The organism is Paragemmobacter straminiformis, assembly GCF_014243445.1.
GTDB lineage: Bacteria > Pseudomonadota > Alphaproteobacteria > Rhodobacterales > Rhodobacteraceae > Paragemmobacter > Paragemmobacter straminiformis.
Genome location: NZ_JACLQD010000003.1, coordinates 111086 through 131666, shown reverse-complemented (window position 1 = coordinate 131666; position 20581 = coordinate 111086). Strand labels below are relative to the sequence as shown.

Genomic DNA, 20581 nt, shown 5'->3' with positions numbered 1-20581 from the left:
TGCTTGCCCCATTTGGTTTCTGATTTACCCGCTCCTTACCGCTTTGCGCGGCTTACAGCAAATCAAAGACATGTCACTGCGCCGCCGACCGCCGACCGGTCACGCACAGTTGGGTTTGAACTGCCCCCGCCCTTTCGCTATGAGCATCTTCAAGAGCAGAACAAAGCCGGATGGGCATGATGGACAGACGCACAGTTTTGGTGACAGGCATGTTTGCTTTCCTGTCGGCCTGCGGGGCCATCGGCCCCCGCCCGCAGCTCGGCGCCGATGGCAAGCCGTTGCCGCAGGTCTACAATATCGCAGCACAGGGCGAAGGCACCATTGCCTACCGCCTGCTCGACTCGGTCAATACGTTGCGGTCGTCGCGCGGCATGGGCCCGCTTGCCTATAACGCGCAACTCAACGCCGCCGCGGCTACGCATTCGCGCGACATGTCGGTGCAGAACCGCCCGTGGCACTTCGGCTCTGACGGGTCGTCGCCGCTCGATCGCGTCAACCGCGTCGGCTATACCGGCAAGCTTCTGGGCGAGCTGATCTCGGAAACCTACGAGACCGAGCTTGAAACCCTTGCGACATGGATGGGCGCGCCCGACATGCGCAACGTCATTCTCGACCCCAAGGCGACCGAACTCGGCTTTGCATGGTTCCAGGAACCCAACGGCAAGATCTGGTGGACAATGGTCACCGGCGGCGTGCGCGGTCTGTAAGAACCGGCGGGTTGCAACAAAAAGGGGGCCACGCGGCCCCCTTCGTCTTTCCGCCATTCCCCGCCCGTCAGGGCAGGATGTGAATCACCGTCCCCGGCTTCACCATCGAATAGATCACTTCCATTTCCTTGTCGGTCACGGCAATGCAGCCCGCCGTCCAGTCGCGCTTGTTCACGGGGCGCGGCGGCCCGCCGTGGATAAAGATATCCCCGCCCGGCGCCTTGCCCTGCGACGCGGCATATTCCACCTGCGCGGGGTTCGGATAGGAAATGCCCAGCGACAGGTGATACTGCGACTTGGGGTTCTTGTGGCTGATGTAATAGGCACCTTCGGGTGTCTTGAAATCACCCTCGAACTGCTTGGGTCCGACCGGTTCCTTGCCCAGCGAGATGTCGAACTGTTCCAGCACTTCGTTATTGTGCAGCAGATACATCTTCCGCTCGGATTTATGCACCTGGATCGAGGTGACCTCCGGCCCGTTATAGGTGCGGAACTTGCCGCCGCAGGCGGAAAGACCCAACGCCAATACCACTACGAAGAACGCTCTGACCAACCACATTTTGCCTGTCCGCCGTGCCTGTTTATATTTTTCCCAAGCGCATAGCGAAAAATCGGCCGCCTGCATAGGCAGCCATTCGGCTTGATCCCTCACGGATTCGTTATTGCCGTGACAGCCGTGCGACCAATTCGACATGCGAGGACCAGCGGAACTGGTCAACCACCTGAACCCAGTCGATTTTCCAGCCCGCGGCGACCAGCACCCTCGCATCGCGGGCAAAGGTCACGGGGTTGCACGACACGGCGGCAATCACCGGAACCTTGCTTGCGGCCAGACAGGCCACCTGCGCCTCGGCCCCCGCGCGGGGCGGGTCGATCACCACGGCATCCACGCCTTTCAGCTCGTCCGGCTCCATCGGGCGGCGGAACAGGTCGCGGGTTTCCACCGTCACCCGCTTCAGCCCCTGCGCGTTGCGCCAGCCTTTTTCAAGCGCCGCCGTCATCGCGGCTTCGCCCTCTACCGCCAGAACTTCGGCCTGCTCGGACAGGGGCAGCGAAAATGTCCCGCATCCTGCGAAAAGATCGACGATCCGTTTCGCCCCGCCCACCGCCTCGCGCACGCCCGCCAGCAGGGCCGCTTCGCCCTCGGCCGTCGCCTGAAGGAACGCCCCCGGCGGCGGCGAGACAAGCGCCGCGCCAAAACGCTGCATCGGCGCGGTGCGCAGGGCGATCACCTCGCCCCCCCATGTCAGCCGCGCGATCCCGTGCGATTCCGCCAGCCGCGCCAGTTCAAGCCGCATCTGCGCGTCAATCTCCTTGCCGCCCTGCACCGCCACATCCGGCCCCGCCAGACTGCGCGTCACCGTCAGGTCGACTTCGGTCGACCGCGAGCCGCCAATCCTGACCAGCGCCTCCAGCGCCGGAAAGGTCGCGACCAGATCGGGATGCAACAACTGGCAATTCGGCACGGGGATGATCACATCCGACCCCCGCGCATGGAACCCCACCAACGCCCCGCCCTTGGTCTTGCGCGCAGCCAGCGTCGCCCGGCGGCGGCTTTGCGGGGGCGAGGTGACGGTGGGCCGGAACGCGGCCTCCAACCCCTGCCCCGCCAGCGCCCCGCGCACGATTCCCGTTTTCCAGCCCTCGACGAAAGCATCCGAAGCGTGCTGCATCAGGCAACCGCCACAGGTGCGGGCATGAACGCATGGCGGCTTCTTGCGGTCGACGCTTGGTGTCACGATCCGCACCACGGACCCGTCAACCTCGACCTCTTCCCCCGGCAGCACGCCCGGCACGAACACAGACCCGTCCGGCCCCTGCGCAACTCCGTCGCCCAGATGCCCGATCCGCTCGATGGTCAGTTTCACTCGGCCGCTTCCTTGTCATCCACCCCGATGAATCCGCCCGATTGGCGGTTCCAGTAACGGGCATACAGCCCGCCACGGGCGAGCAATTCGTCATGCGTGCCTTCTTCGACAATGCACCCATCGTCAAGCACGACGATCCGGTCCATCGCGGAAATGGTCGAAAGCCTGTGCGCGATTGCCAGCACCGTCTTGCCCACCATCACACGGTCCAACGCCTCTTGGATGCTGGCCTCGACTTCGGAATCCAGCGCGCTCGTCGCCTCGTCCAGCACCAGAATCGGCGCATCCTTCAGGAAAGCCCGCGCCAGCGCGATCCGCTGCCGCTGCCCGCCCGAAAGCTTCACCCCGCGTTCGCCAAGAAAGGCGTCATACCCCTTGCGCCCCGTGTGATCGACCATGTTCAGAATGAAATCATGCGCTTCGGCCTGTTTCGCCGCCGCGATGATCTCGTCCATCGTCGCATCGGGCCGACCATAGGCGATGTTGTCCCGCGCCGAGCGGTTGAACATCGCCGTTTCCTGCGTGACCATCCCGATCTGCCGCCGCAAGCTTTCCTGCGTGACGGTCTTCACATCATGCCCGTCGATCAGAACGGCGCCTTCCTCGGTGTCGTAAAGCCGCAGAAGCAGCGACACGAGGCTGGATTTCCCCGCCCCCGAAGCCCCCACGATGCCCAGCTTTTCGCCCGCGCGGATGGTCAGGTCTATGTCCCTGACCCCGCCGCGCCGCCGCCCATAGGCGAACGAGGCGTGATCGAACCGCACTTCGCCGGTCACGCGCGGCAGGTCCTGCGCGCCCTCGGCATCGGCCAGCGTATGCGGCACCGACAGCGTTTTCATCGCGTCCTCGACCTCGCCCACGCTGGTGTAAATCGACATCAGGGTGAAACTGACCCAGCCCGACATCTGCGCGATCCGCATGGCAATCGCCCCCGAAGCCGCAATCGCGCCCTCGGTCGCAAGCCCCTGCTGCCACAACAGCACCGATCCGCCGATCAGCAGCACGGGCAACACCCCCGCGATCCCCATCAGCGACAAGCGGAACCAGGTGGAAATCTCTCCGAATTCGACACTGCTCTCGCGGAAAACCTCCATCGCCTTCAGCGCGACCCGGTCCTCGAATGCGGCGTGGGCGAACAGCTTAACGGTCTTGATATTGGTAATCGTATCGACGACCTGCCCCGAAACCATCGCCCGCGCACTGGCACGGCTGGCCGAGTTGACCCGCACGCGCGGCATGAAGAACCGGATCAGCAGCACATAGCCCACCAGCCAGACCGCCAGCGCCGCCGCGATGCGCCAGTCGATCGCCAGCAAAAAGATCACCGACCCGATGACCGAGGCCAAGGCGAAACACACCGTGTTGATGATCTCGGTCGCCACATCCGTGACAGCCCGCGCCGCCTGCATCTGCTTTTGCGCGATGCGTCCGGCGAAATCGTTGTCGAAAAAGGTCACCGCCTGCCCCAGCGTCCAGCGATGCAGGCGGCTCAGCACCAGCGGCATCACGTTCGGCCCGATGACGATGGCGTTCGACGCCGACGACACGCCAAAGGCCAGCGGCCGAAGCACCATGTAGAACAGGATCGACCCGACGATCAGCCGCATATGGTCGGTGAAAAACCCCGTCGGCCCCGATGCAATGGCCGCATCGATCACCCAACCCATGATCAGCGCCGAAACAACCTCGGTCACCCCCGACAGCGACGAGATCACCCCCGCCAGAACCAGCATCGGCCACGACCCCGAAAGGCACCAGTTCATGAACGCGCCCAGCTTTTGCGGCGGCGGGCCATCCGCGGGGCGGAAGGCATCGATCCAGTCGCCAAGCCGTGACAGGGCGCTCATTCCGCCGCCTCCTCTTCCGATCCGATAAAGCCGCCCGATTGCCGCGCCCAGAACCGCGCATAAAGACCGTTCCGCTGCAAAAGTTCCGCATGGGTGCCGTCTTCGGCGATATGGCCATCTTCCAGCACGACGATCCGGTCCATCGCGGCAATGGTCGAAAGCCGGTGCGCAATGGCGATGACCGTCTTGCCCTGCATCACCCCCGACAGGGCGGCCTGAATCGCGGCCTCGGCTTCGGAATCCAGCGCGCTTGTCGCCTCGTCCAGAATCAGGATCGGCGCATCCTTCAGGATCACCCGCGCCAGCGCCACCCGCTGCCGCTGCCCGCCCGACAGCTTGACCCCGCGCTCGCCCACATGGGCATCATAGCCGCGCCGTCCCTGCGGGTCTTCCAGTGTCAGAATGAAATCATGCGCCTCGGCCTGTTTCGCGGCGGCAATCATCGCCGCCTCGCCGGCATCCGGGCGTCCGTAAAGGATGTTGTCCCGCACCGAACGGTGCATCAGGCTGCTGTCCTGCTGCACCATCCCGATCTGGCGGCGCAAACTGTCCTGCGTGACGCCCGCGATATCCTGCCCGTCAATCAGGATGCGTCCGCCCTCGCAGTCGTAAAACCGCAGCATCAGCCGCACCAAGGTTGATTTTCCGGCGCCAGAGCGGCCGACAAGCCCGATCTTCTCGCCCGGTTTGACCGTCAGCGACAGCTTCTCCAACCCGCCCGACCCGCGCCCGTAATGGTGGCTGACCTCCTGCACCTCGATCATCCCGCGTTCGAACCGCAAGGGCTGCGCCCCCGCCGCATCGACCAGCGTGATCGGCTGGGTGATCGTCTCCATGCCCTCTTGCACCACGCCAAGCGACTGCACGAGCGACGAAAACGCCCACATGATCCAATAGGTCATATTGTTCAGCCGCAGCACCAGCGCCGAGGCGGCCGCCACCGTCCCCACCGTGGCCGACCCCTGCATCCACAGATAGACCGCCAGCCCAGTGATCGTCACGATCAAAGCCCCGTTCAGCAACGTCAGCGACAGGTCCATCTTGGTCGTGATGCGCTGCTCGGCCTTGAACGCCTCGCGCGCGGTTTCGATCACCTCGCGGGCGTAGACCATCTCGCGGTCGTTCTGGGCGAACAGCTTGACCGAATGGATGTTGGTATAGGCATCCACCACCCGCCCCGTGATGGCCGACCGCGCATCCGACGCCGCCTTCGACGCAGGCCCTGCCCGTCGCACCGTCCAGCGCACCAGCGCGGCATAAAGAACGAACCACACCACCAGCGGCACCAGCAGCCGCCAGTCGGCATCCGCCAGCATGATCCCCGCGCCGACCACCGTGACCGACGCAAAGCTCACCGCGTCGAATGTCTGGAACACAGCATCATTCGCCGCCGGCGGCGTCTGCATGATCCGGTTGGCGATGCGCCCCGCGAAATCGCTTTCGAACCAGCCGACGGGCTGGCGGATTACATGCCCATGCGCCCGCCAGCGCATCATCGTGCCGAAGTTCGGCATGATCGTGTTGTGCAGCAGCGCCACATGCGTAACCTGCAACACCGGCCGCACCGCGACCAGCGCAAGGGCGACCAGCATCACCTCGGTCCCGTGCGCCGCCCAGAACTCGGCCGGGGTTGCCACCGACAGCAGATCGACGATCCGCCCGACGTACCAGATCAGCGCCACATCGGCAAAAGCCGTGACGACCGACAGAAAGCCCGTAATCGCGAACACGCGCCGGAAAGGGCGGATGTATTCGCGCAGAAACGGCCAAAGCCGCCGCGCGGGCGTATCGTTCTGCTCGTAAGGACCATAAGGGTCGACGAGGCCTTCAAAGAAGGAAAACACCACAAAGCCTCTCGCACTGTTCGCAAACGATATAGGCCCGTTGAAACCAAAGGGAAACCGTCAGCCAAGCAACTCGGCGCGACTTGCCCGCAGATCGGCGGCAAGCCACCGCTGTTCGATCTGTTTCAACCGCGCGCCCAGCGCGGGGCCAGACAGGGCGGGCATCAGGTCTGCCGCCGTCACGGGCAGCACCGATGCGGCACCGCGCGCAACCTCGGCCTGCCACCCGTCGGGCAGGGGTTGTTCCATCAGCGCGGCGCGCACCAACACGGCATCCGCCCCCAGATCGGCCCCAAGCAGATAGCCCAGGGCGGCAGGCCGGTGCAGCGACCCCACGGCTTCGCGCAGCGCCGCCATATCCCGCGCCTCGGCCCGCGACAGGCGCAGCGCCTTGGACCAATCCTGCAAGCCCAGCACCGCCAGCCGCGCCTGCCATCGCGGCGCGCGCCCCGCTTCCAGATGGACCAGCGGCGCCAAGGCGCGGTCATCCGCCCCCGCCAGCACCGCCGCAAGAACCCCCGCACGCGCCATGCTCGCCACTGCGGGGGCGGGGTCGGGCGCGGCTAGAAGCTTGCGCATCTCGGCCCCGATACGTTCGCGCGAAAGCGTCTCTATTCCGGCCGAAAGTGCTGCACATGCGGCAAGACCTTCGGGGTCTATCCCGCCCGCCACATCGCCATACCAGGCATGGAACCGGAAGAACCGCAGGATGCGCAGATAATCCTCGGCGATCCTTTGGCCCGCATCGCCCACAAAGCGCACCCGCCGCGCCTGCAAATCCGCAAGGCCGCCAAGCGGGTCGATCAGCTCGCCCTCGGCGGTCGCGTAAAGCGCGTTCATGGTGAAATCGCGCCGCGCCGCATCTTCGGCAACGTCCGGGGAAAAGGCCACCACCGCCCGCCGCCCGTCGGTTTCCACATCGCGGCGAAATGTCGTCACCTCATGCGGCTTTCCGCCTGAAACCACGGTCACCGTGCCGTGGTCAATTCCCGTAGGCACCGCCTTAAGACCGGCCTTTTCCGCAAGGTTAGTGACTGTTTCAGGCGTTGCATCGGTGGCGATGTCGTAGTCGGCGACCGCAGCGCCCAGCAGCGCGTTGCGCACGCAGCCACCCACGAAAAGCGCCTTAAATCCGCCCGCGACAATCGCCGCGCAAACCGCCTGGGCATCCGCATCGCCGATCCACGGACCCGCGACCCTCATCCCTGCACCCTGTCGGCCAAACCGCGCAAGATCCGCGCCGTGGCGCCCCATATGTAATACGGCCCCCACGGCACCGCGTAATAACGCCGCCATTCCCCGCGCCAGCGCCGCCGCTCGATCCGGTAGCGCGCAGGGTCCAGCACATGGGACAGCGGCACGTCGAACGCCTCGTCCACCTCGCCCGCTTCGGGAACAGCCACGAAATCGCCGCGCATCAGCGCCAGAACCGGGGTCACCGAAAAACCCGTCACCGTCTCGTGCGCGGGCAATTCACCCAGAACCTCGACCTGCGCGCTTGGCAGGCCGATCTCTTCCCGCGCCTCGCGCAGCGCGGCCCCCACGGGGCCATCGTCGCCCGCATCCACCTTACCGCCGGGCAGGGCGATCTGGCCGGGATGGTGCTGCAAATGCGATGCCCGCTTCGTCAGGATCAGCCGCGCACCCTCGGGCCGAAGCCAGACGGCAACCAGAACGGCAGCAGGCCGCAAGACCCGCCCCTCGGGCAGAACGATCGCAGGGTTGAGGTCGAAATCCGACGAAGGCCGCGCGGGGCGGGTCAGTGCCTCGCGCAGCCGTTCCTCGTCACTCGGCATCGGGGGTTTTCACCGCCTCGAAGCCGACCGTCAGCGGGTCGAGTTCGTAATGCGCGCCGCAGAACTGGCAATCGGCCGTCACGATCCCTTCGGGCGTGGTCATGTGCCGGATATCCTTGGCCGAATAGATCGACAGGGAATTGCGCACCTTCGCCTCGGAACAGGTGCAGCCGAAGCGCACGGGTTGCGCGTCGAACACCCGCGGCTCTTCCTCGTGGAACAGGCGCACCAGCAATTCGGTCGGCTGCACGGTCGGCCCGATCAGCTCCATCTCCTCGACGGTATCAAGCAGCGCATTGGCCCGCGTCCAGTTTTCGGCTTCGGCACCGTCGAGGATGTCGCTATGGCTCAGCAACCCGCCCTCGCCCGACCCGCCCTCGCTTGCGACAAAGGGCGAGGCCTTGGGCATATGCTGCAACATCACGCCGCCCGCCCGCCAATGCGAAACCCCGCCCGGCATCCGGCTTTTGCCAAAGGTCACGGCAAAGCGCGTCGGAAGCTGTTCGGACTGCGCGAAATAGGTTTCCGCACAGGACGACAGCGAAGCACCCGCAATCGGCGTGATCCCGGAATAGGGCACGTTCCCCTCGCCCTGATCCAGCAACACGGCCAGATAGCCTTCGCCGATCTGGCTGAACGGTTCGGCCGCATGGTCAAGACGTTCGTCGTCATAGCTGGCATAGGCGCGGATGCGCGCGGGCTGGCCATCTTCGGTCGGGCCGTAATAATCGGTGGCGATCAACCGCGCCGGACCCTTGCCGCGCACCTGCAACGACAGCTTCCAGCGCAGCTTGATTGTCTGGCCGATCAGCGCGGTCAGCAATGCGGCTTCAGCCACCAGCGCCTCGATCACCGGCGGGTAATCGTGCTGGCGCAACACCTGCTCGAGCACGCCATCAAGGCGCGCGACCCGCCCGCGGATATCCGAGCGGTCAAGCTGAAACGGCAGGACGGTATCGTCCCATGCGAGTTGAGAACCAAGAGTCATCGGGTTTCCTGATTGTGTCCGTCTGGCATACCGCGCCAATATGGCTACGGCAACCTTCGGACCAAAGGCATGAACATGATCCGTCGATATGGTGAGACTGTGCGAAAAGGTCAACGCTACAAGCGCAGGCCGGGCGTTTATGCCATTTTGTTGAACGGCGCCGACATTCTGGCCACCCATCAGGCCGAACCCACCCCCGAATTCCAGCTTCCCGGAGGCGGAATAGACAAGGGCGAACACCCCATAGCCGCCCTGCACCGCGAGGTGTTCGAAGAAACGGGTTGGAAAATCGACATCGCCCAGCGCCTCGGGGCGTTCCGCCGCTTTACCTATATGCCCGAATACGACCTCTGGGCCGAAAAGCTTTGCACCGTCTATCTGGCCCGCCCCGTGATGCGCCTTGGCCCCCCGTCCGAAGCCGGACATTCCGCCGTTTGGATGGCGGCGAAAGACGCCGTTCACCTGCTTGGCAACGAAGGCGACAGGGCCATGCTTGCGGGGGTTCTGGGCATCGACCCGCCGCGGTAATCGACGATCACCGCCGACACGTCGTCAGGCAGGTCGTCGCCACCGGCTTCGGCCGCCAGATCCTGCAACAACGCCCGGTGCAGCGCGGTTCCTGCCAAGCCACGCTTGCCGCGCAGCATCCTGACCATTCCCGCCTCGCCCAGATCGCCGTCCGCGCAGGGGCATTCCGTGATCCCGTCCGAGGGAATCACCACCCTGTCGCCCGCCGCCAGCCGCAGCGACACCGCCGGATACTCGGCCGTCTCGACCAGCCCGACCGGAAAGCCCCCCGCCCCGATCCGGCTGACGAACCCCGTTGCATGCATCACCACCGGATGCGGATGCCCCGCCTGCACCAGCCGCAATTCGCCCGTCGACAGGCGCAGATGCGCAAAGACCATCGTAAAATACTGGTCCACCCGCATCTCGCGCAGCATCATCCGGTTCAGCACCGCCGCGACCTCTTCGGGCGGCAGCGGCACGCCGTCGCGCAATGCGACATTCCGGTCCGGCGCATGGGGTGACAGCATCCCCGCCAGACGCGCCGTCATCATCGCCGCCGCCACGCCATGCCCCGACACGTCGATGGCATAAAGCGCCACCAGATCCGGCGTCAGCCGCAAACAGCCGACCAGATCGCCCCCCACATGGCCCGAAGGCCGCATCAGCAACGACACCTCGACCCCGTCAAAGCGGAACACCCGCTCGGGCACCAGCGACTCTTGCAGCCGCCGCGCTTCGGCCAGGTCACGATCCACCGCATCGTACAGGCCACGCAGCGCGCGGTTCTTGGCCAGAAGTTCGGCCTGCATGCCCAAAATCCGCTCTCCGGCCCGCAGCCGCGCCCGCAACTCTCCGGCGCCGATGGGCTTGGCCAGAAAGTCATCCGCCCCGCAATCAAGACCGCCCGCCACATCCTCCTTTCCCGTGCGCGAGGTGAGCAGCACGAAATACCCGTACCGGTCCCGCCCAAGGGCGCGAAACGCGCGGCACAGGTCCGGCCCATCCATACCGGGCAACACCCAGCCCGACAGGATCACATCGGCATCGACCGCCAGCGCCAGCGCCTCGGGTCCGGTTGCGGCCTCAAGCACCTCATACCCCCAGCGCGAAAGCTGAAGCGCCAGCATCATCCGCTGCGCCCTGCTTTCATCGGCCACCAGAACCCTGATCCGCGTCTCTCCCATGACGCACAGCCTGCCCGACAAGGTTTAACACGGGGTGAAGGCTCGACTTGTCCGCATTCCACTTCGCCACGCTTACCTTGCCTTAAGCCTGCCGCGCCAAGCTTGCCGCCGTGGGACCAAAAGGGGTGCATTCATGCTGATTGACTGGGCACGCGTCCGCGAATTGCGTGACGAAATCGGCGGCGACAGCTTTTCAGACGTCGTCGCCCTGTTTCTGGAAGAAAGCGATGCCGTCATCGCCCGCATCGACGCGGGCGAAACCGTCACAGGTGCCGAGCTGCATTTTCTGCGCGGCGCGGCGCTGAACCTCGGCTTTGCAGATCTGGCCGAAAGCTGCCGCGACGGAACCGACCCCGCCGCCCTCGCCACGCTATATGCGCAAAGCAAGGCCGCGCTGGTGGCAGAGGCCGTCTAGATCAGGAACTCTGCCAAAATCTCGTCATTCGTGATGTCGCGGTAGACAAAAGCCGCCTCGTCCAGTTTGGCGAACAGCGCCTTGAACGCCTCGGGCCGCTTCGCCTCGATCCCGATCAGGACCGAGCCGAAGTTGCGCGCCGATTTCTTCAGGTATTCAAAGCGCGCGATGTCATCCTCGGGGCCAAGCATCGCCAGAAACTCGCGCAATGCCCCCGGACGCTGCGGCATCCGCAAGATGAAGTATTTCTTCACCCCCGAATAGCGCTGCGCCCGCTCTTTCACTTCCGGCAGGCGTTCAAAGTCAAAGTTCCCGCCCGAGGTCACGCAGACCACCGTCTTGCCGCGCACCTCGTCGGCCAGTTCGGGCAGCACATCGACCGACAGCGCCCCCGCCGGCTCCAGCACGATCCCCTCGACGTTCAGCATTTCCAGCATGGTCACGCAAATCCGGTCCTCGGGCGCCAGCAACACATGCGCCGCATCGACCCAGTCAAGCCGCGCATAGGTCCGGTCGCCCAGCCGCGCCACTGCCGCACCGTCGACGAAACTGTTCACCCGCGCCAGTTTCTCGGGCTTTCCCGCCCGCAGCGCCGCCATCAGGCTTGCCCCGCCCAATGGCTCGACGAACCGGTATTCCACCCCCGGCGCCGCCTCGCGCAGATAGGCCGTCACCCCCGAGGAAAGCCCCCCGCCGCCCACCGGCAAAATCACCATGTCCGGCGCCTGGCCCAACTGCTCCAGCATTTCCACGGCAACCGTGGCCTGCCCCAGAATCACATCTTCGTCGTCAAAGGGCGAAAGGAAATGCGCCCCCCGCTCGGCGCAAAAGGCCTGCGCCGCCGCAAGCGTCTGGTCGAAGTAATCGCCTGTCAGAATAATCTCGACCGCGTCGCCACCAAAGGCCCGCGTCTTGTCGATCTTCTGCTGCGGCGTCGTCACGGGCATGAAAATCACGCCCGTCACCCCGAAATGGCGGCAGGCAAAGGCCACGCCTTGGGCATGGTTCCCCGCACTGGCACAGACGAACACGGTCTTGTCGGGGTTTTCCGCCAAGACCTTGCGCATGGCCGTGAAGGCCCCGCGCAACTTGTAGCTGCGGACCGGGCTAAGATCTTCGCGCTTAAGGTAAATGTTCGCCTCATAGCGTTGCGAAAGATGCTCGTTCCGCTGCAACGGCGTTTCGGGAAACAACTCCCGCAGGGCTTGCGTGGTGGCGATTGCCCGCTCAGCAAAGCGACTCATCCGGTGTTGCCCCTACACAGTGTCATTAAGATAACTTAATAGCGTCCAACATCAGCCCGATTGAAGGGCAACATGCAGGCAACCTAAGCGAGGACCACACCATGATCCACCCCAAGAAGCTTATCGTCGTTCTCAGCCTCTCGACCTTCATGCTGACCCCTCTCGCACCCGCGTTTCACCTGACCGGAGTCGATGCCGCATTTGCCGCCAAGGGCGGAAACGGCAATGGCAACGGTGGGGGTAACGGCGGCGGCAATGCTGGCGGAAACGCGGGCAATGCCGGCGGGAACGGTGGCGGAAACAGCGCCGCGCATTCCTCCTCGGCCAAGGCTGCCGCAGCGACCGAAACCACCGTCGCATCGAACGGCAAGGGCAAGGGCGCAAGCGGCCTCGGCAACATGAACGGCGCGCTCCATGCGAACGTGAACGCCGTGCTTGCCCATATCCGCAACGGCAACACCAACGGCCCCGTCGGCCTGCTTGCCGGTCTCTTGGTCGCAGACGCCGGCGTCGCCGCAGCCGAGGCCGAGGCCGAGGCTCTGGCCGCAGCCGAAGCGGCATGGGTTGCCTATGAAACCGCGGAAACCAACGCGCTTGCCGGCACGTCCTACACTTCGGCCGAGCAATACGCGCAGGTCAAAAGCGACTATGACGCCTGGCTTGCCACCGACCAGTCGACCGCCGCTCCGACAGCGCCCGACGGCAGCGCCTTTGTCGCGGTCGAGGCCATCGACACCTACCTGACCACCGCCGCGCCGACCGAAACGCGCCCGACGGCCGAGGAACTTGCTGCCGCCGAAGCCGCCGCTGCCGAAGCCGCCGCCGCAGTGACCGAGGCCGAAGCCGCCGTTCTGGCTGACTGGAACAAGAACCCCGACGCCGATCCGGCAACGATCAGCCCCGAAGAGCAGGCCCTGCTCGACGGCCTGCGCGCCCGCTTCACCGACGAAGAGCTTGCCGCCATCGCGGCAGCCACCGCAGGCTGAACGGACCCGAACCCGCAAGCGACAGGGGCGGCCTTCGGGCCGCCCCTTTTGCATGTCAGGCCAGCGCGCGCCCTTCGACGTAATGGCCATAAAGCGTGGTCAGGATGGAAAGCCCGACCATCATCGCCGCCCATTGGAACGCGATGTAGATCAGGATACCCAGCAGCGGAATCATCGAAAGCAGCCCTGCGACCAGCCCGACCACGATGCTTGCCGCCAGATAGATCACCGTCAGCCCCAGCAGCGTCAGCCATTGCCCCGAGGTCGCGGCCATCGCGCCCGAAATGCCGCCGCCCTGCCCCAGCGCCGCCCCCGGCAAAGCGGTGGTGAAGCGGAAGCTCTGCGACACCAGCAGCACGAACACCGGTATGCCGACGATGATGCCGACCATCCCCGTCAACGAAACCAGCAGCCCGACCATCAGAAACAGGACCGCCATGATCAGGCCAACCAGCAAGGCCGTTCCGAAATAGGCCAGAATCCGGTCCATCCGCACCTGCGGCATCCAGCCTACGGGTTCATTCAGCAGAACAAAGCGGTGCCAGTTCACCGCGATCATGGTGAACACACCGATATAGACCACGATCAGCACCAGCATCAGCACGATGCCGCCGCCGCCCATGCCGCCCTCCATGCCCTGCTCCATCCGGCCCATCATGGAAAACATCATGCCGCCACCCAGCACAAGGAAAGCCACGATCAGCCCGACGAACGGCACCAGCGACACCCGCACCGCAGCGCCCATATTGCCGAACACCTGCCGCAGCGAGTGGGTAAAAATCTGCCAAGCCTTCATCTTCCGCCCCATCAATTCACGAACCTGTGACACCGTGCCAAGCACGGATTCCCCCTGTCAAGCAGCCATCCTTGCGCCTCCCTGCATTTCCCTTTAATCGCAGGCGAAACCGCGATGGAGCGTCCGATGCAAAAGCCCAAAAAAGTCGTGCTTGCCTATTCGGGCGGCCTCGATACCTCGATCATCCTGAAATGGCTGCAAACCGAATACGGCTGCGAGGTCGTCACCTTCACCGCCGATCTCGGCCAGGGCGAAGAGCTTGAACCCGCCCGCCAGAAGGCCATTCTTCTGGGCATCAAGCCCGAAAACATCCACATCGTCGACGTGCGCGAAGAATTCGTCCGCGACTTCGTTTTCCCGATGTTCCGCGCCAACGCGCTTTATGAGGGGCTTTACCTCCTCGGCACCTCGATCGCCCGCCCGCTGATCTCGCAGCACCTTGTCCGCATCGCGCATGAAACCGGCGCCGATGCCGTGGCCCACGGCGCGACCGGCAAGGGCAACGATCAGGTCCGGTTCGAGCTGTCCGCCTATGCGCTCGACCCGTCGATCAAGGTCATCGCCCCGTGGCGCGAATGGGATCTGACCAGCCGCACCAAGCTTTTGGAGTTTGCCGAGGCGAACCAGATCCCGATCGCCAAGGACAAGCGCGGCGATGCCCCCTTCTCGGTCGACGCGAACCTTTTGCACACCTCGTCCGAAGGCAAGGTTCTTGAAAACCCCGCCGAAGAGGCACCCGAATTCGTCTACCAGCGCGTGACGCCGGTCGAAAAAGCGCCCGATACGCCCGAATACGTGGAAATCACCTTCGAACGCGGCGACGCCACGGCGATCAACGGTGAGGCCCTCTCGCCAGCCACCATCCTGACCCGCCTCAACGAACTTGGCGGCAAGCACGGCGTCGGCCTTCTCGACCTTGTGGAAAACCGTTTCGTCGGCATGAAATCGCGTGGCCTTTACGAAACCCCCGGCGGCACGATCCTGCTCGAAGCCCATCGCGGCATCGAACAGATCACCCTCGACGCCGGCGCAGGCCACCTGAAAGATTCGATCATGCCGCGCTATGCGGAACTGATCTACAACGGCTTCTGGTTCTCGCCCGAACGCGAAATGCTGCAAGCCCTGATCGACAAGAGCCAAGAGCATGTGACCGGCACCGTCCGCGTCAAACTCTACAAGGGCAGCGCCCGCACCGTGGCGCGCTGGTCGGACCATTCGCTCTATTCCGAAAAGCACGTGACCTTTGAAGAGGACGCGGGCGCCTACGACCAGAAGGACGCGGCAGGCTTCATCAAGCTGAACGCCCTTCGCCTGAAACTGATCGCCACGCGCAACGCGCGGGTCGCCAAGAAATAAAGGCAAAAGGGCCGCGCCACCGACGCGGCCCTTTTCTTTCGACCCATTTACAGCCGATGCGCCGCCAGCCTTTGGTAATAGGGCAAAGCCTGCTCGACGATCGGCGCATAGCCCGCTGCGAGTGACGGCAAATCCCCCTCGGGTTCATCTATCCCCGTCGAGGCATGAACCGCGTTGTACCAATGCGGCGCCCAGACCCCGTCAAAGGGTTTCGGCCCCGCCTCCCAGCGCAACATCGACTCGACAAAAGGGATGCCAAGGCGCGCGCACAGCCGCCCCAGCGTTCCGCGTGGATCGGCGCGGATATCGGCGCTGTCGACCACCAGCGGGGTTTCCCCCGTGAACCCCGCGACCTGCTCGAACAACTCGGCCTGCTGGACAAAGCCGATATCCGCCAAGGTCGCCGCCTCGCGTTTCTTGGAATAGCTCGCCACCACGCGCGCCGGATGGCGGATCAGAAACACATTGGTCAGCCCCCGCATGAAACCACGGTCAAAGGCCGGCACCATATGCATGGTCATATGCTTCTGGTACCAGATCGCCCGCCCGTCCGGCAGCGGCCCCAGACAGGCTTCCGCCACCCGCGCGGCATCCGCCTCGCCCGCCGCGATCACCTCGTCCTTCATCGGATGGTCAATGCCCGTGGCCTTCAGATAGGCCGCATAGAAAGGCTCGTCCCACACCGCGCAATCGCCCCGCGCGGCAAAGGCATACATCAGCGCCGTGGACAGGTTCCGTGGCCCGCTCCACATCGCGATTCTCACGATGCGGCAACCTTCGCCTTGTACAGCGCCCGCAGCCGTTCCGTCATCGGCCCCATCTGCCCCGTCCCGATCACCCGCCCGTCGATCACGCCCACAGGCGTCTGCGCCCCGAACGTCCCCGTCAGGAACGCCTCGTCCGCGCCATAGGTATCGACCAGACTGAAATTCCGCTCGAACACCGGAATACCGTTCTCGCGGCAAACATCGATCACCTTGCCCCGCGTGATCCCGTTCATGCAGTAATCGCCCGTGCTGGTCCAAACCTGCCCCTTGCGCACGATGAAGAAATTGCAGGCATTCGTCGTGTTCACAAAGCCATGCACATCCAGCATCAGCGCCTCGTCCGCCCCCGCCTTCTGCGCAGCGATGCAGGCCAGAATGCAGTTCAGCTTGGAATGGCTGTTCAGCTTCGGGTCCTGCGTCATCGGCAGGCCGCGCAGATGCGGCACGGTGGCCAGCGTGATCGGACGCGGGATTTTCGGCTTGGAATGCTCCATGATGATCGCGACCGTCGGCCCCTGCTGCGACAAGCGCGGGTTCTGGAACGGCCGCGTCTTGACGCCCCGCGTCACCATCAGCCGGGCATGGGCATCCGTGACCATGCCATTGGCCTTTTGCGTCTCTAACACTGCCGAAACGACCTGATCCTTGGTCATCCCGATATCCAGATCAATCGCCTTCGCCGCCTCGAACAGGCGGTCCATATGCTCGTCGATAAAGGCCCACTTGCCCTCGTAAAGCCGTATCCCCTCCCAAACCCCGTCCCCCAGCATGAAGCCGGAATCGTAAACCGATACCACCGCCTGCGCCTTGGGCAGGATGCGGCCGTTCACATAGATCAGGATTTGCTCGTTCCGCGCGTCTTCCTCGGCGGCATGGGTGGAAACGTGGTCTGTCATGACGGCCCCTGTCTTTTGCCGCAAACCTAACGAAGCAACCGCCCCGCGCAATGGCCCTTTCCGCGCCCCCCCCGCTTTTGTAGGGTTCGGCCCAGAACATGGGGGACAGAGTGACCGAAGACACCGTCACGCCGATGATGGCGCAATATCTCGAGATCAAGGCGCAGAACCCCGGCGCGCTTCTGTTCTATCGCATGGGCGATTTCTACGAGATGTTCTTTGACGATGCCGTGGCGGCGGCCGAAGCACTCGACATCGCGCTGACCAAGCGCGGCACGCATCTTGGCGAACCCATCGCCATGTGCGGCGTGCCGGTCCACGCCTCGGAAGGCTACCTTCTGCAACTGATCCGCAAAGGCTTCCGCGTCGCCATCGCCGAACAGCTCGAAGACCCGGCCGAAGCAAAGAAGCGCGGCTACAAGGCGGTCGTGAAACGCGATGTCGTCCGCCTCGTCACCCCCGGCACGCTGACCGAAGATGCCCTTCTGGAAGCCCGCCGCCACAACTTCCTCTGCGCATGGGCCGAGGTGCGCGACGAAAGCGCCCTCGCATGGGCCGATATCTCGACGGGCGAGCTGCGCGTCATGGCCTGCACACCCGCGCGCCTGTCACCGGAACTCGCCCGCCTGTCCCCCCGCGAAGTGCTGGTAAGCGAAGCGCGCGAGGCCGATTTGGCCATGTTAGTGACTGAATCGGGCGCCGCCTTGACCCCGCTTTCGCGCGGGTCTTTCGATTCCACCTCGGCCGAAAAACGCCTCTGCGCCCTGTTCAATGTCGGCTCGCTCGACGCCTTCGGCCTGTTCGATCGCGCCGAACTGTCCGCGATGGGCGCATTGGTCGACTACCTCGATCTTACCCAGCGCGGCAAACTTCCGCTTCTTCGCCCGCCGCTCAGGGAATCCAGCGGCAGCACCGTCCAGATCGACGCCGCAACCCGCCGCAACCTCGAACTCACCGCAGCGCTTTCGGGTGGCCGCGACGGCTCGCTTCTCTCGGCCATAGACCGCACCGTCACCGCCCCCGGCGCCCGCCTGCTTGAACGCCGCATCTCGGCCCCCTCGCGCGACCTTCCCACCATCCACACACGGCTCGAAGCCGTGCGCCACCTGCTGGACGAACCGCGCCTCCGCGCAGACCTGCGCGATGCCCTGCGCCGCGTGCCGGATATGGACCGCGCCCTCTCGCGCCTCGCGCTCGACCGTGGCGGCCCCCGTGACCTGACAGCCATCCGCGCCGGCCTGACACAATCGGGCAGCATTGCCGGACGCCTGACCAACGCCCCCGCCCTGTTGGCGGCGGCGGCCAAGGCGCTTGTCGGCCACGACCCGCTCGCCGACCTGCTGGATCAGGCGCTCGTCGCCGAACCCCCGCTGCTTGCCCGCGATGGCGGCTTCATCGCCCCCGGATACGATGCCGAACTCGACGAGGCCCGCCGCCTCCGCGACGAGGGGCGCGGCGTCATCGCCGCAATGCAGGCCGATTTCATCACCGAAACCGGCATTTCCAGCCTCAAGATCAAGCACAACAACGTGCTGGGCTATTTCATCGAGACCACCTCGACCCACGCCGAAAAGATGCTCTCCCCGCCGCTTTCCGAACGGTTCATCCACCGCCAGACAACCGCGGGACAGGTGCGCTTTACCACCGTGGAACTGTCCGAAATGGAAACCCGCATCCTGAACGCGGGCAACCACGCGCTGGAAATCGAGAAGCGCCACTTCGAAACCCTGCGGCAAGCCATCCTCGACTGCGCCGGACCCATCGGCGCCGCTGCCCGCGCGCTGGCCGAAGTCGACCTCACCGCCGCATGGGCCGACCTTGCGGCGGAAGAGAACTGGTCGGAACCGACCGTAGACGACAGCCGCGCCTTTGAAATCACCGCAGGCCGCCATCCGGTCGTGGAACGCGCGCTCCGCAAACAGGGCGCGGGGCCGTTCGTCGCCAATGACTGCGCCCTGACGACCGGCGACACCCCCGCCATCTGGCTGCTCACCGGCCCGAACATGGCGGGTAAATCGACCTTCCTCCGCCAGAACGCCCTGATCGCACTGCTGGCCCAGGCGGGCAGCTATGTTCCCGCCGCCTCGGCGCATATCGGCCTTGTCAGCCAGCTCTTCAGCCGCGTCGGCGCGGCAGATGACCTTGCGCGCGGCCGCTCGACCTTCATGGTCGAAATGGTGGAAACCGCCGCCATCCTCAATCAGGCCGATGACCGCGCCCTTGTGATCCTCGACGAAATCGGTCGCGGCACCGCCACCTATGACGGCCTTTCCATCGCATGGGCCACGCTGGAACACCTGCACGGCGCAAACCGCTGCCGCGCGCTCTTCGCCACCCATTACCACGAGATGACGGCCCTTTCGGCCAAACTCGACGGCGTCGAAAACGCCACCGTCACGGTCAAGGAATGGGAAGGCGACGTCATCTTCCTGCACGAGGTCAAGAAAGGCGCGGCCGACCGCAGCTACGGCGTGCAGGTCGCCCGGCTTGCCGGATTGCCGCAAAGCGTGATCGACCGCGCCAAGGTGGTGCTGGAAGCCCTTGAAAGCGGCGAACGCCAGGGCGGCGCAAGGCCCAAGGCGCTGATCGACGACCTGCCGCTGTTCAGCATCGCCCCAGCGGCCCCGCCCCCGAAGCCTGTGGCAAAAACCTCGGCGGTCAACGCGATGCTCAAAGACATCCACCCCGACGAACTGACGCCGAAAGAGGCGCTGCGGCTGATCTACGAATTGAAAGAAGCGGCCAAGGACTGACCGCTTCCTCTTGCCCCAAATATCCTCGGGGGGAGGCGCGGAACGCGCCGTGGGGGGCGGAAAGCCCCCCGCCCCGCTCGGGTCAACCGGCCGTGTTCGACGACACGCCGACCTGCGCCGGACGCAGCAGGCGATCATGCAGCATGAAACCCTGGGTCATGACCTGAATGATCTGCCCGACCTTCGTCCCCGGCAAGGGCGCCTCGAACATCGCCTCGTGGTTCTGCGGGTCGAACATATCGCCCACCACGGGCGAAATCGGCTTCATGCCGTGCTTGGTCATCACATTCGTCAATTCGCGCAGCGTCAGTTGCACACCCTCGAACAGCGCGGCGGCTGCGGCCTTTTGCTCGTCGGTCGCGGCCTGCAACGCACGGTTCAGGTTGTCGTAAACCGGCAGCAGATCGCGGGCGAGCTTCGATCCGCCATATTGCTCGGCCTCGCGCCGGTCACGTTCGCCACGTTTGCGGGCATTTTCCGCATCGGCGAGCGCACGCATGAAACGGTCGCGCATGTCATCGCGCTCGGCCCGCAGCGCCTCGATCTCGTCCGCTTCCGCGAATTCGTTCAGGCCCTCTTCGATTGCGAAGTCTTCCGATACCGTCTTGTCGTCTGCCATTTCCT

The 20581-nt window shown here is 64.8% G+C and carries 19 protein-coding genes; 6 read left to right on the top strand and 13 right to left on the bottom strand.

The annotated features are described in order from the left end of the window. The first annotated feature begins 179 nt into the window (after window positions 1-179). Window positions 180-707, top strand: coding sequence for a divisome-associated lipoprotein DalA (gene dalA / locus H7F16_RS11185; RefSeq protein ID WP_185797688.1), 528 nt, complete (start codon window positions 180-182; stop codon window positions 705-707). Between the two features lie 67 nt (window positions 708-774). Here the strand turns inward: dalA and H7F16_RS11180 are convergent, their stop codons facing one another. The 7 genes from H7F16_RS11180 to hslO all read right to left on the bottom strand — a co-directional run bounded on the left by H7F16_RS11180 (window position 775) and on the right by hslO (window position 9050). Further along, the gene (locus H7F16_RS11180; RefSeq protein WP_185797687.1) at window positions 775-1266 is read right to left on the bottom strand and encodes a L,D-transpeptidase family protein; all 492 of its coding nucleotides are present in this window, start codon (window positions 1264-1266) and stop codon (window positions 775-777) included. Between the two features lie 100 nt (window positions 1267-1366). Next, window positions 1367-2575: a class I SAM-dependent RNA methyltransferase gene (locus tag H7F16_RS11175; protein ID WP_185797686.1), complete on the bottom strand. Its 1209-nt coding sequence runs from the start codon at window positions 2573-2575 to the stop codon at window positions 1367-1369. Next, a complete protein-coding gene (locus H7F16_RS11170; protein ID WP_185797685.1) occupies window positions 2572-4422 on the bottom strand; it encodes an ABC transporter ATP-binding protein in 1851 nt (616 codons plus the stop codon). Before H7F16_RS11170 ends, H7F16_RS11175 begins: the two co-directional genes overlap by 4 nt. Then, a complete protein-coding gene (locus H7F16_RS11165; protein WP_185797684.1) occupies window positions 4419-6266 on the bottom strand; it encodes an ATP-binding cassette domain-containing protein in 1848 nt (615 codons plus the stop codon). Before H7F16_RS11165 ends, H7F16_RS11170 begins: the two co-directional genes overlap by 4 nt. Window positions 6267-6326: 60 nt before the next feature. After that, on the bottom strand, window positions 6327-7469 hold the full coding sequence (locus H7F16_RS11160; protein WP_185797683.1) for a CCA tRNA nucleotidyltransferase: 1143 nt from the start codon (window positions 7467-7469) through the stop codon (window positions 6327-6329). Continuing rightward, a complete protein-coding gene (locus H7F16_RS11155; protein ID WP_185797682.1) occupies window positions 7466-8062 on the bottom strand; it encodes a CoA pyrophosphatase in 597 nt (198 codons plus the stop codon). Before H7F16_RS11155 ends, H7F16_RS11160 begins: the two co-directional genes overlap by 4 nt. Continuing rightward, complete coding sequence (hslO, locus tag H7F16_RS11150; protein WP_185797681.1) at window positions 8052-9050, bottom strand: Hsp33 family molecular chaperone HslO; 999 nt, start codon at window positions 9048-9050, stop codon at window positions 8052-8054. The genes H7F16_RS11155 and hslO overlap by 11 nt, the downstream gene beginning before the upstream one ends. A gap of 75 nt (window positions 9051-9125) precedes the next feature. On the opposite strand from hslO, the gene H7F16_RS11145 reads away from it, so the two are divergent. After that, window positions 9126-9578, top strand: a complete 453-nt coding sequence (locus tag H7F16_RS11145; protein WP_185798122.1) for an NUDIX hydrolase — start codon at window positions 9126-9128, stop codon at window positions 9576-9578. On the opposite strand, the gene H7F16_RS11140 is transcribed toward H7F16_RS11145, so the two are convergent. Next, window positions 9509-10744, bottom strand: coding sequence for a PP2C family protein-serine/threonine phosphatase (locus H7F16_RS11140; RefSeq protein WP_185797680.1), 1236 nt, complete (start codon window positions 10742-10744; stop codon window positions 9509-9511). The genes H7F16_RS11145 and H7F16_RS11140 overlap by 70 nt on opposite strands. A gap of 133 nt (window positions 10745-10877) precedes the next feature. Between H7F16_RS11140 and H7F16_RS11135 the strand changes: the two genes are divergently transcribed. Further along, window positions 10878-11159 (top strand): Hpt domain-containing protein, encoded by a 282-nt coding sequence (locus H7F16_RS11135; RefSeq protein WP_185797679.1) that lies wholly within the window; start codon window positions 10878-10880, stop codon window positions 11157-11159. Here H7F16_RS11135 and ilvA read toward each other — a convergent pair. Continuing rightward, window positions 11156-12403 carry a threonine ammonia-lyase IlvA gene (gene ilvA / locus H7F16_RS11130; protein WP_185797678.1) on the bottom strand — a complete coding sequence of 416 codons (1248 nt, stop codon included), beginning with the start codon at window positions 12401-12403 and terminating at the stop codon, window positions 11156-11158. The two genes, H7F16_RS11135 and ilvA, sit on opposite strands and share 4 nt — an antisense overlap. A gap of 101 nt (window positions 12404-12504) precedes the next feature. Between ilvA and H7F16_RS11125 the strand changes: the two genes are divergently transcribed. Continuing rightward, window positions 12505-13389 carry a hypothetical protein gene (locus H7F16_RS11125; RefSeq protein WP_185797677.1) on the top strand — a complete coding sequence of 295 codons (885 nt, stop codon included), beginning with the start codon at window positions 12505-12507 and terminating at the stop codon, window positions 13387-13389. 55 nt (window positions 13390-13444) lie between these two features. On the opposite strand, the gene H7F16_RS11120 is transcribed toward H7F16_RS11125, so the two are convergent. Further along, window positions 13445-14185: a threonine dehydratase gene (locus H7F16_RS11120; RefSeq protein WP_185797676.1), complete on the bottom strand. Its 741-nt coding sequence runs from the start codon at window positions 14183-14185 to the stop codon at window positions 13445-13447. Between the two features lie 126 nt (window positions 14186-14311). On the opposite strand from H7F16_RS11120, the gene H7F16_RS11115 reads away from it, so the two are divergent. Then, complete coding sequence (locus tag H7F16_RS11115) at window positions 14312-15541, top strand: argininosuccinate synthase (RefSeq protein ID WP_185797675.1); 1230 nt, start codon at window positions 14312-14314, stop codon at window positions 15539-15541. A gap of 47 nt (window positions 15542-15588) precedes the next feature. Here the strand turns inward: H7F16_RS11115 and H7F16_RS11110 are convergent, their stop codons facing one another. Further along, window positions 15589-16305, bottom strand: coding sequence for a sulfotransferase-like domain-containing protein (locus H7F16_RS11110; protein ID WP_479682942.1), 717 nt, complete (start codon window positions 16303-16305; stop codon window positions 15589-15591). Further along, window positions 16302-17204 (bottom strand): D-amino acid aminotransferase, encoded by a 903-nt coding sequence (locus H7F16_RS11105; RefSeq protein WP_185797674.1) that lies wholly within the window; start codon window positions 17202-17204, stop codon window positions 16302-16304. Before H7F16_RS11105 ends, H7F16_RS11110 begins: the two co-directional genes overlap by 4 nt. Before the next feature lie 110 nt (window positions 17205-17314). Here H7F16_RS11105 and mutS point away from each other — a divergent pair, with 110 nt between their 5' ends. Beyond that, on the top strand, window positions 17315-19957 hold the full coding sequence (gene mutS, locus H7F16_RS11100) for a DNA mismatch repair protein MutS (protein ID WP_338401998.1): 2643 nt from the start codon (window positions 17315-17317) through the stop codon (window positions 19955-19957). A gap of 82 nt (window positions 19958-20039) precedes the next feature. Here mutS and H7F16_RS11095 read toward each other — a convergent pair whose 3' ends face one another. Continuing rightward, on the bottom strand, window positions 20040-20576 hold the full coding sequence (locus H7F16_RS11095) for a nucleotide exchange factor GrpE (RefSeq protein ID WP_185797673.1): 537 nt from the start codon (window positions 20574-20576) through the stop codon (window positions 20040-20042). Window positions 20577-20581 lie beyond the last annotated feature (5 nt).

What these genes read in the sequence shown, in the direction of transcription:
- dalA (WP_185797688.1), top strand. Translation starts at nt 180, where the DNA reads ATGGACAGACGCACAGTTTTGGTGACAGGCATGTTTGCTTTCCTGTCG.
- H7F16_RS11180 (WP_185797687.1), bottom strand. Translation starts at nt 1,266, where the DNA reads ATGTGGTTGGTCAGAGCGTTCTTCGTAGTGGTATTGGCGTTGGGTCTT.
- H7F16_RS11170 (WP_185797685.1), bottom strand. Translation starts at nt 4,422, where the DNA reads ATGAGCGCCCTGTCACGGCTTGGCGACTGGATCGATGCCTTCCGCCCC.
- H7F16_RS11160 (WP_185797683.1), bottom strand. Translation starts at nt 7,469, where the DNA reads ATGAGGGTCGCGGGTCCGTGGATCGGCGATGCGGATGCCCAGGCGGTT.
- H7F16_RS11155 (WP_185797682.1), bottom strand. Translation starts at nt 8,062, where the DNA reads ATGCCGAGTGACGAGGAACGGCTGCGCGAGGCACTGACCCGCCCCGCG.
- hslO (WP_185797681.1), bottom strand. Translation starts at nt 9,050, where the DNA reads ATGACTCTTGGTTCTCAACTCGCATGGGACGATACCGTCCTGCCGTTT.
- H7F16_RS11145 (WP_185798122.1), top strand. Translation starts at nt 9,126, where the DNA reads ATGATCCGTCGATATGGTGAGACTGTGCGAAAAGGTCAACGCTACAAG.
- H7F16_RS11140 (WP_185797680.1), bottom strand. Translation starts at nt 10,744, where the DNA reads ATGGGAGAGACGCGGATCAGGGTTCTGGTGGCCGATGAAAGCAGGGCG.
- H7F16_RS11135 (WP_185797679.1), top strand. Translation starts at nt 10,878, where the DNA reads ATGCTGATTGACTGGGCACGCGTCCGCGAATTGCGTGACGAAATCGGC.
- ilvA (WP_185797678.1), bottom strand. Translation starts at nt 12,403, where the DNA reads ATGAGTCGCTTTGCTGAGCGGGCAATCGCCACCACGCAAGCCCTGCGG.
- H7F16_RS11125 (WP_185797677.1), top strand. Translation starts at nt 12,505, where the DNA reads ATGATCCACCCCAAGAAGCTTATCGTCGTTCTCAGCCTCTCGACCTTC.
- H7F16_RS11120 (WP_185797676.1), bottom strand. Translation starts at nt 14,185, where the DNA reads ATGAAGGCTTGGCAGATTTTTACCCACTCGCTGCGGCAGGTGTTCGGC.
- H7F16_RS11115 (WP_185797675.1), top strand. Translation starts at nt 14,312, where the DNA reads ATGCAAAAGCCCAAAAAAGTCGTGCTTGCCTATTCGGGCGGCCTCGAT.
- H7F16_RS11105 (WP_185797674.1), bottom strand. Translation starts at nt 17,204, where the DNA reads ATGACAGACCACGTTTCCACCCATGCCGCCGAGGAAGACGCGCGGAAC.
- H7F16_RS11095 (WP_185797673.1), bottom strand. Translation starts at nt 20,576, where the DNA reads ATGGCAGACGACAAGACGGTATCGGAAGACTTCGCAATCGAAGAGGGC.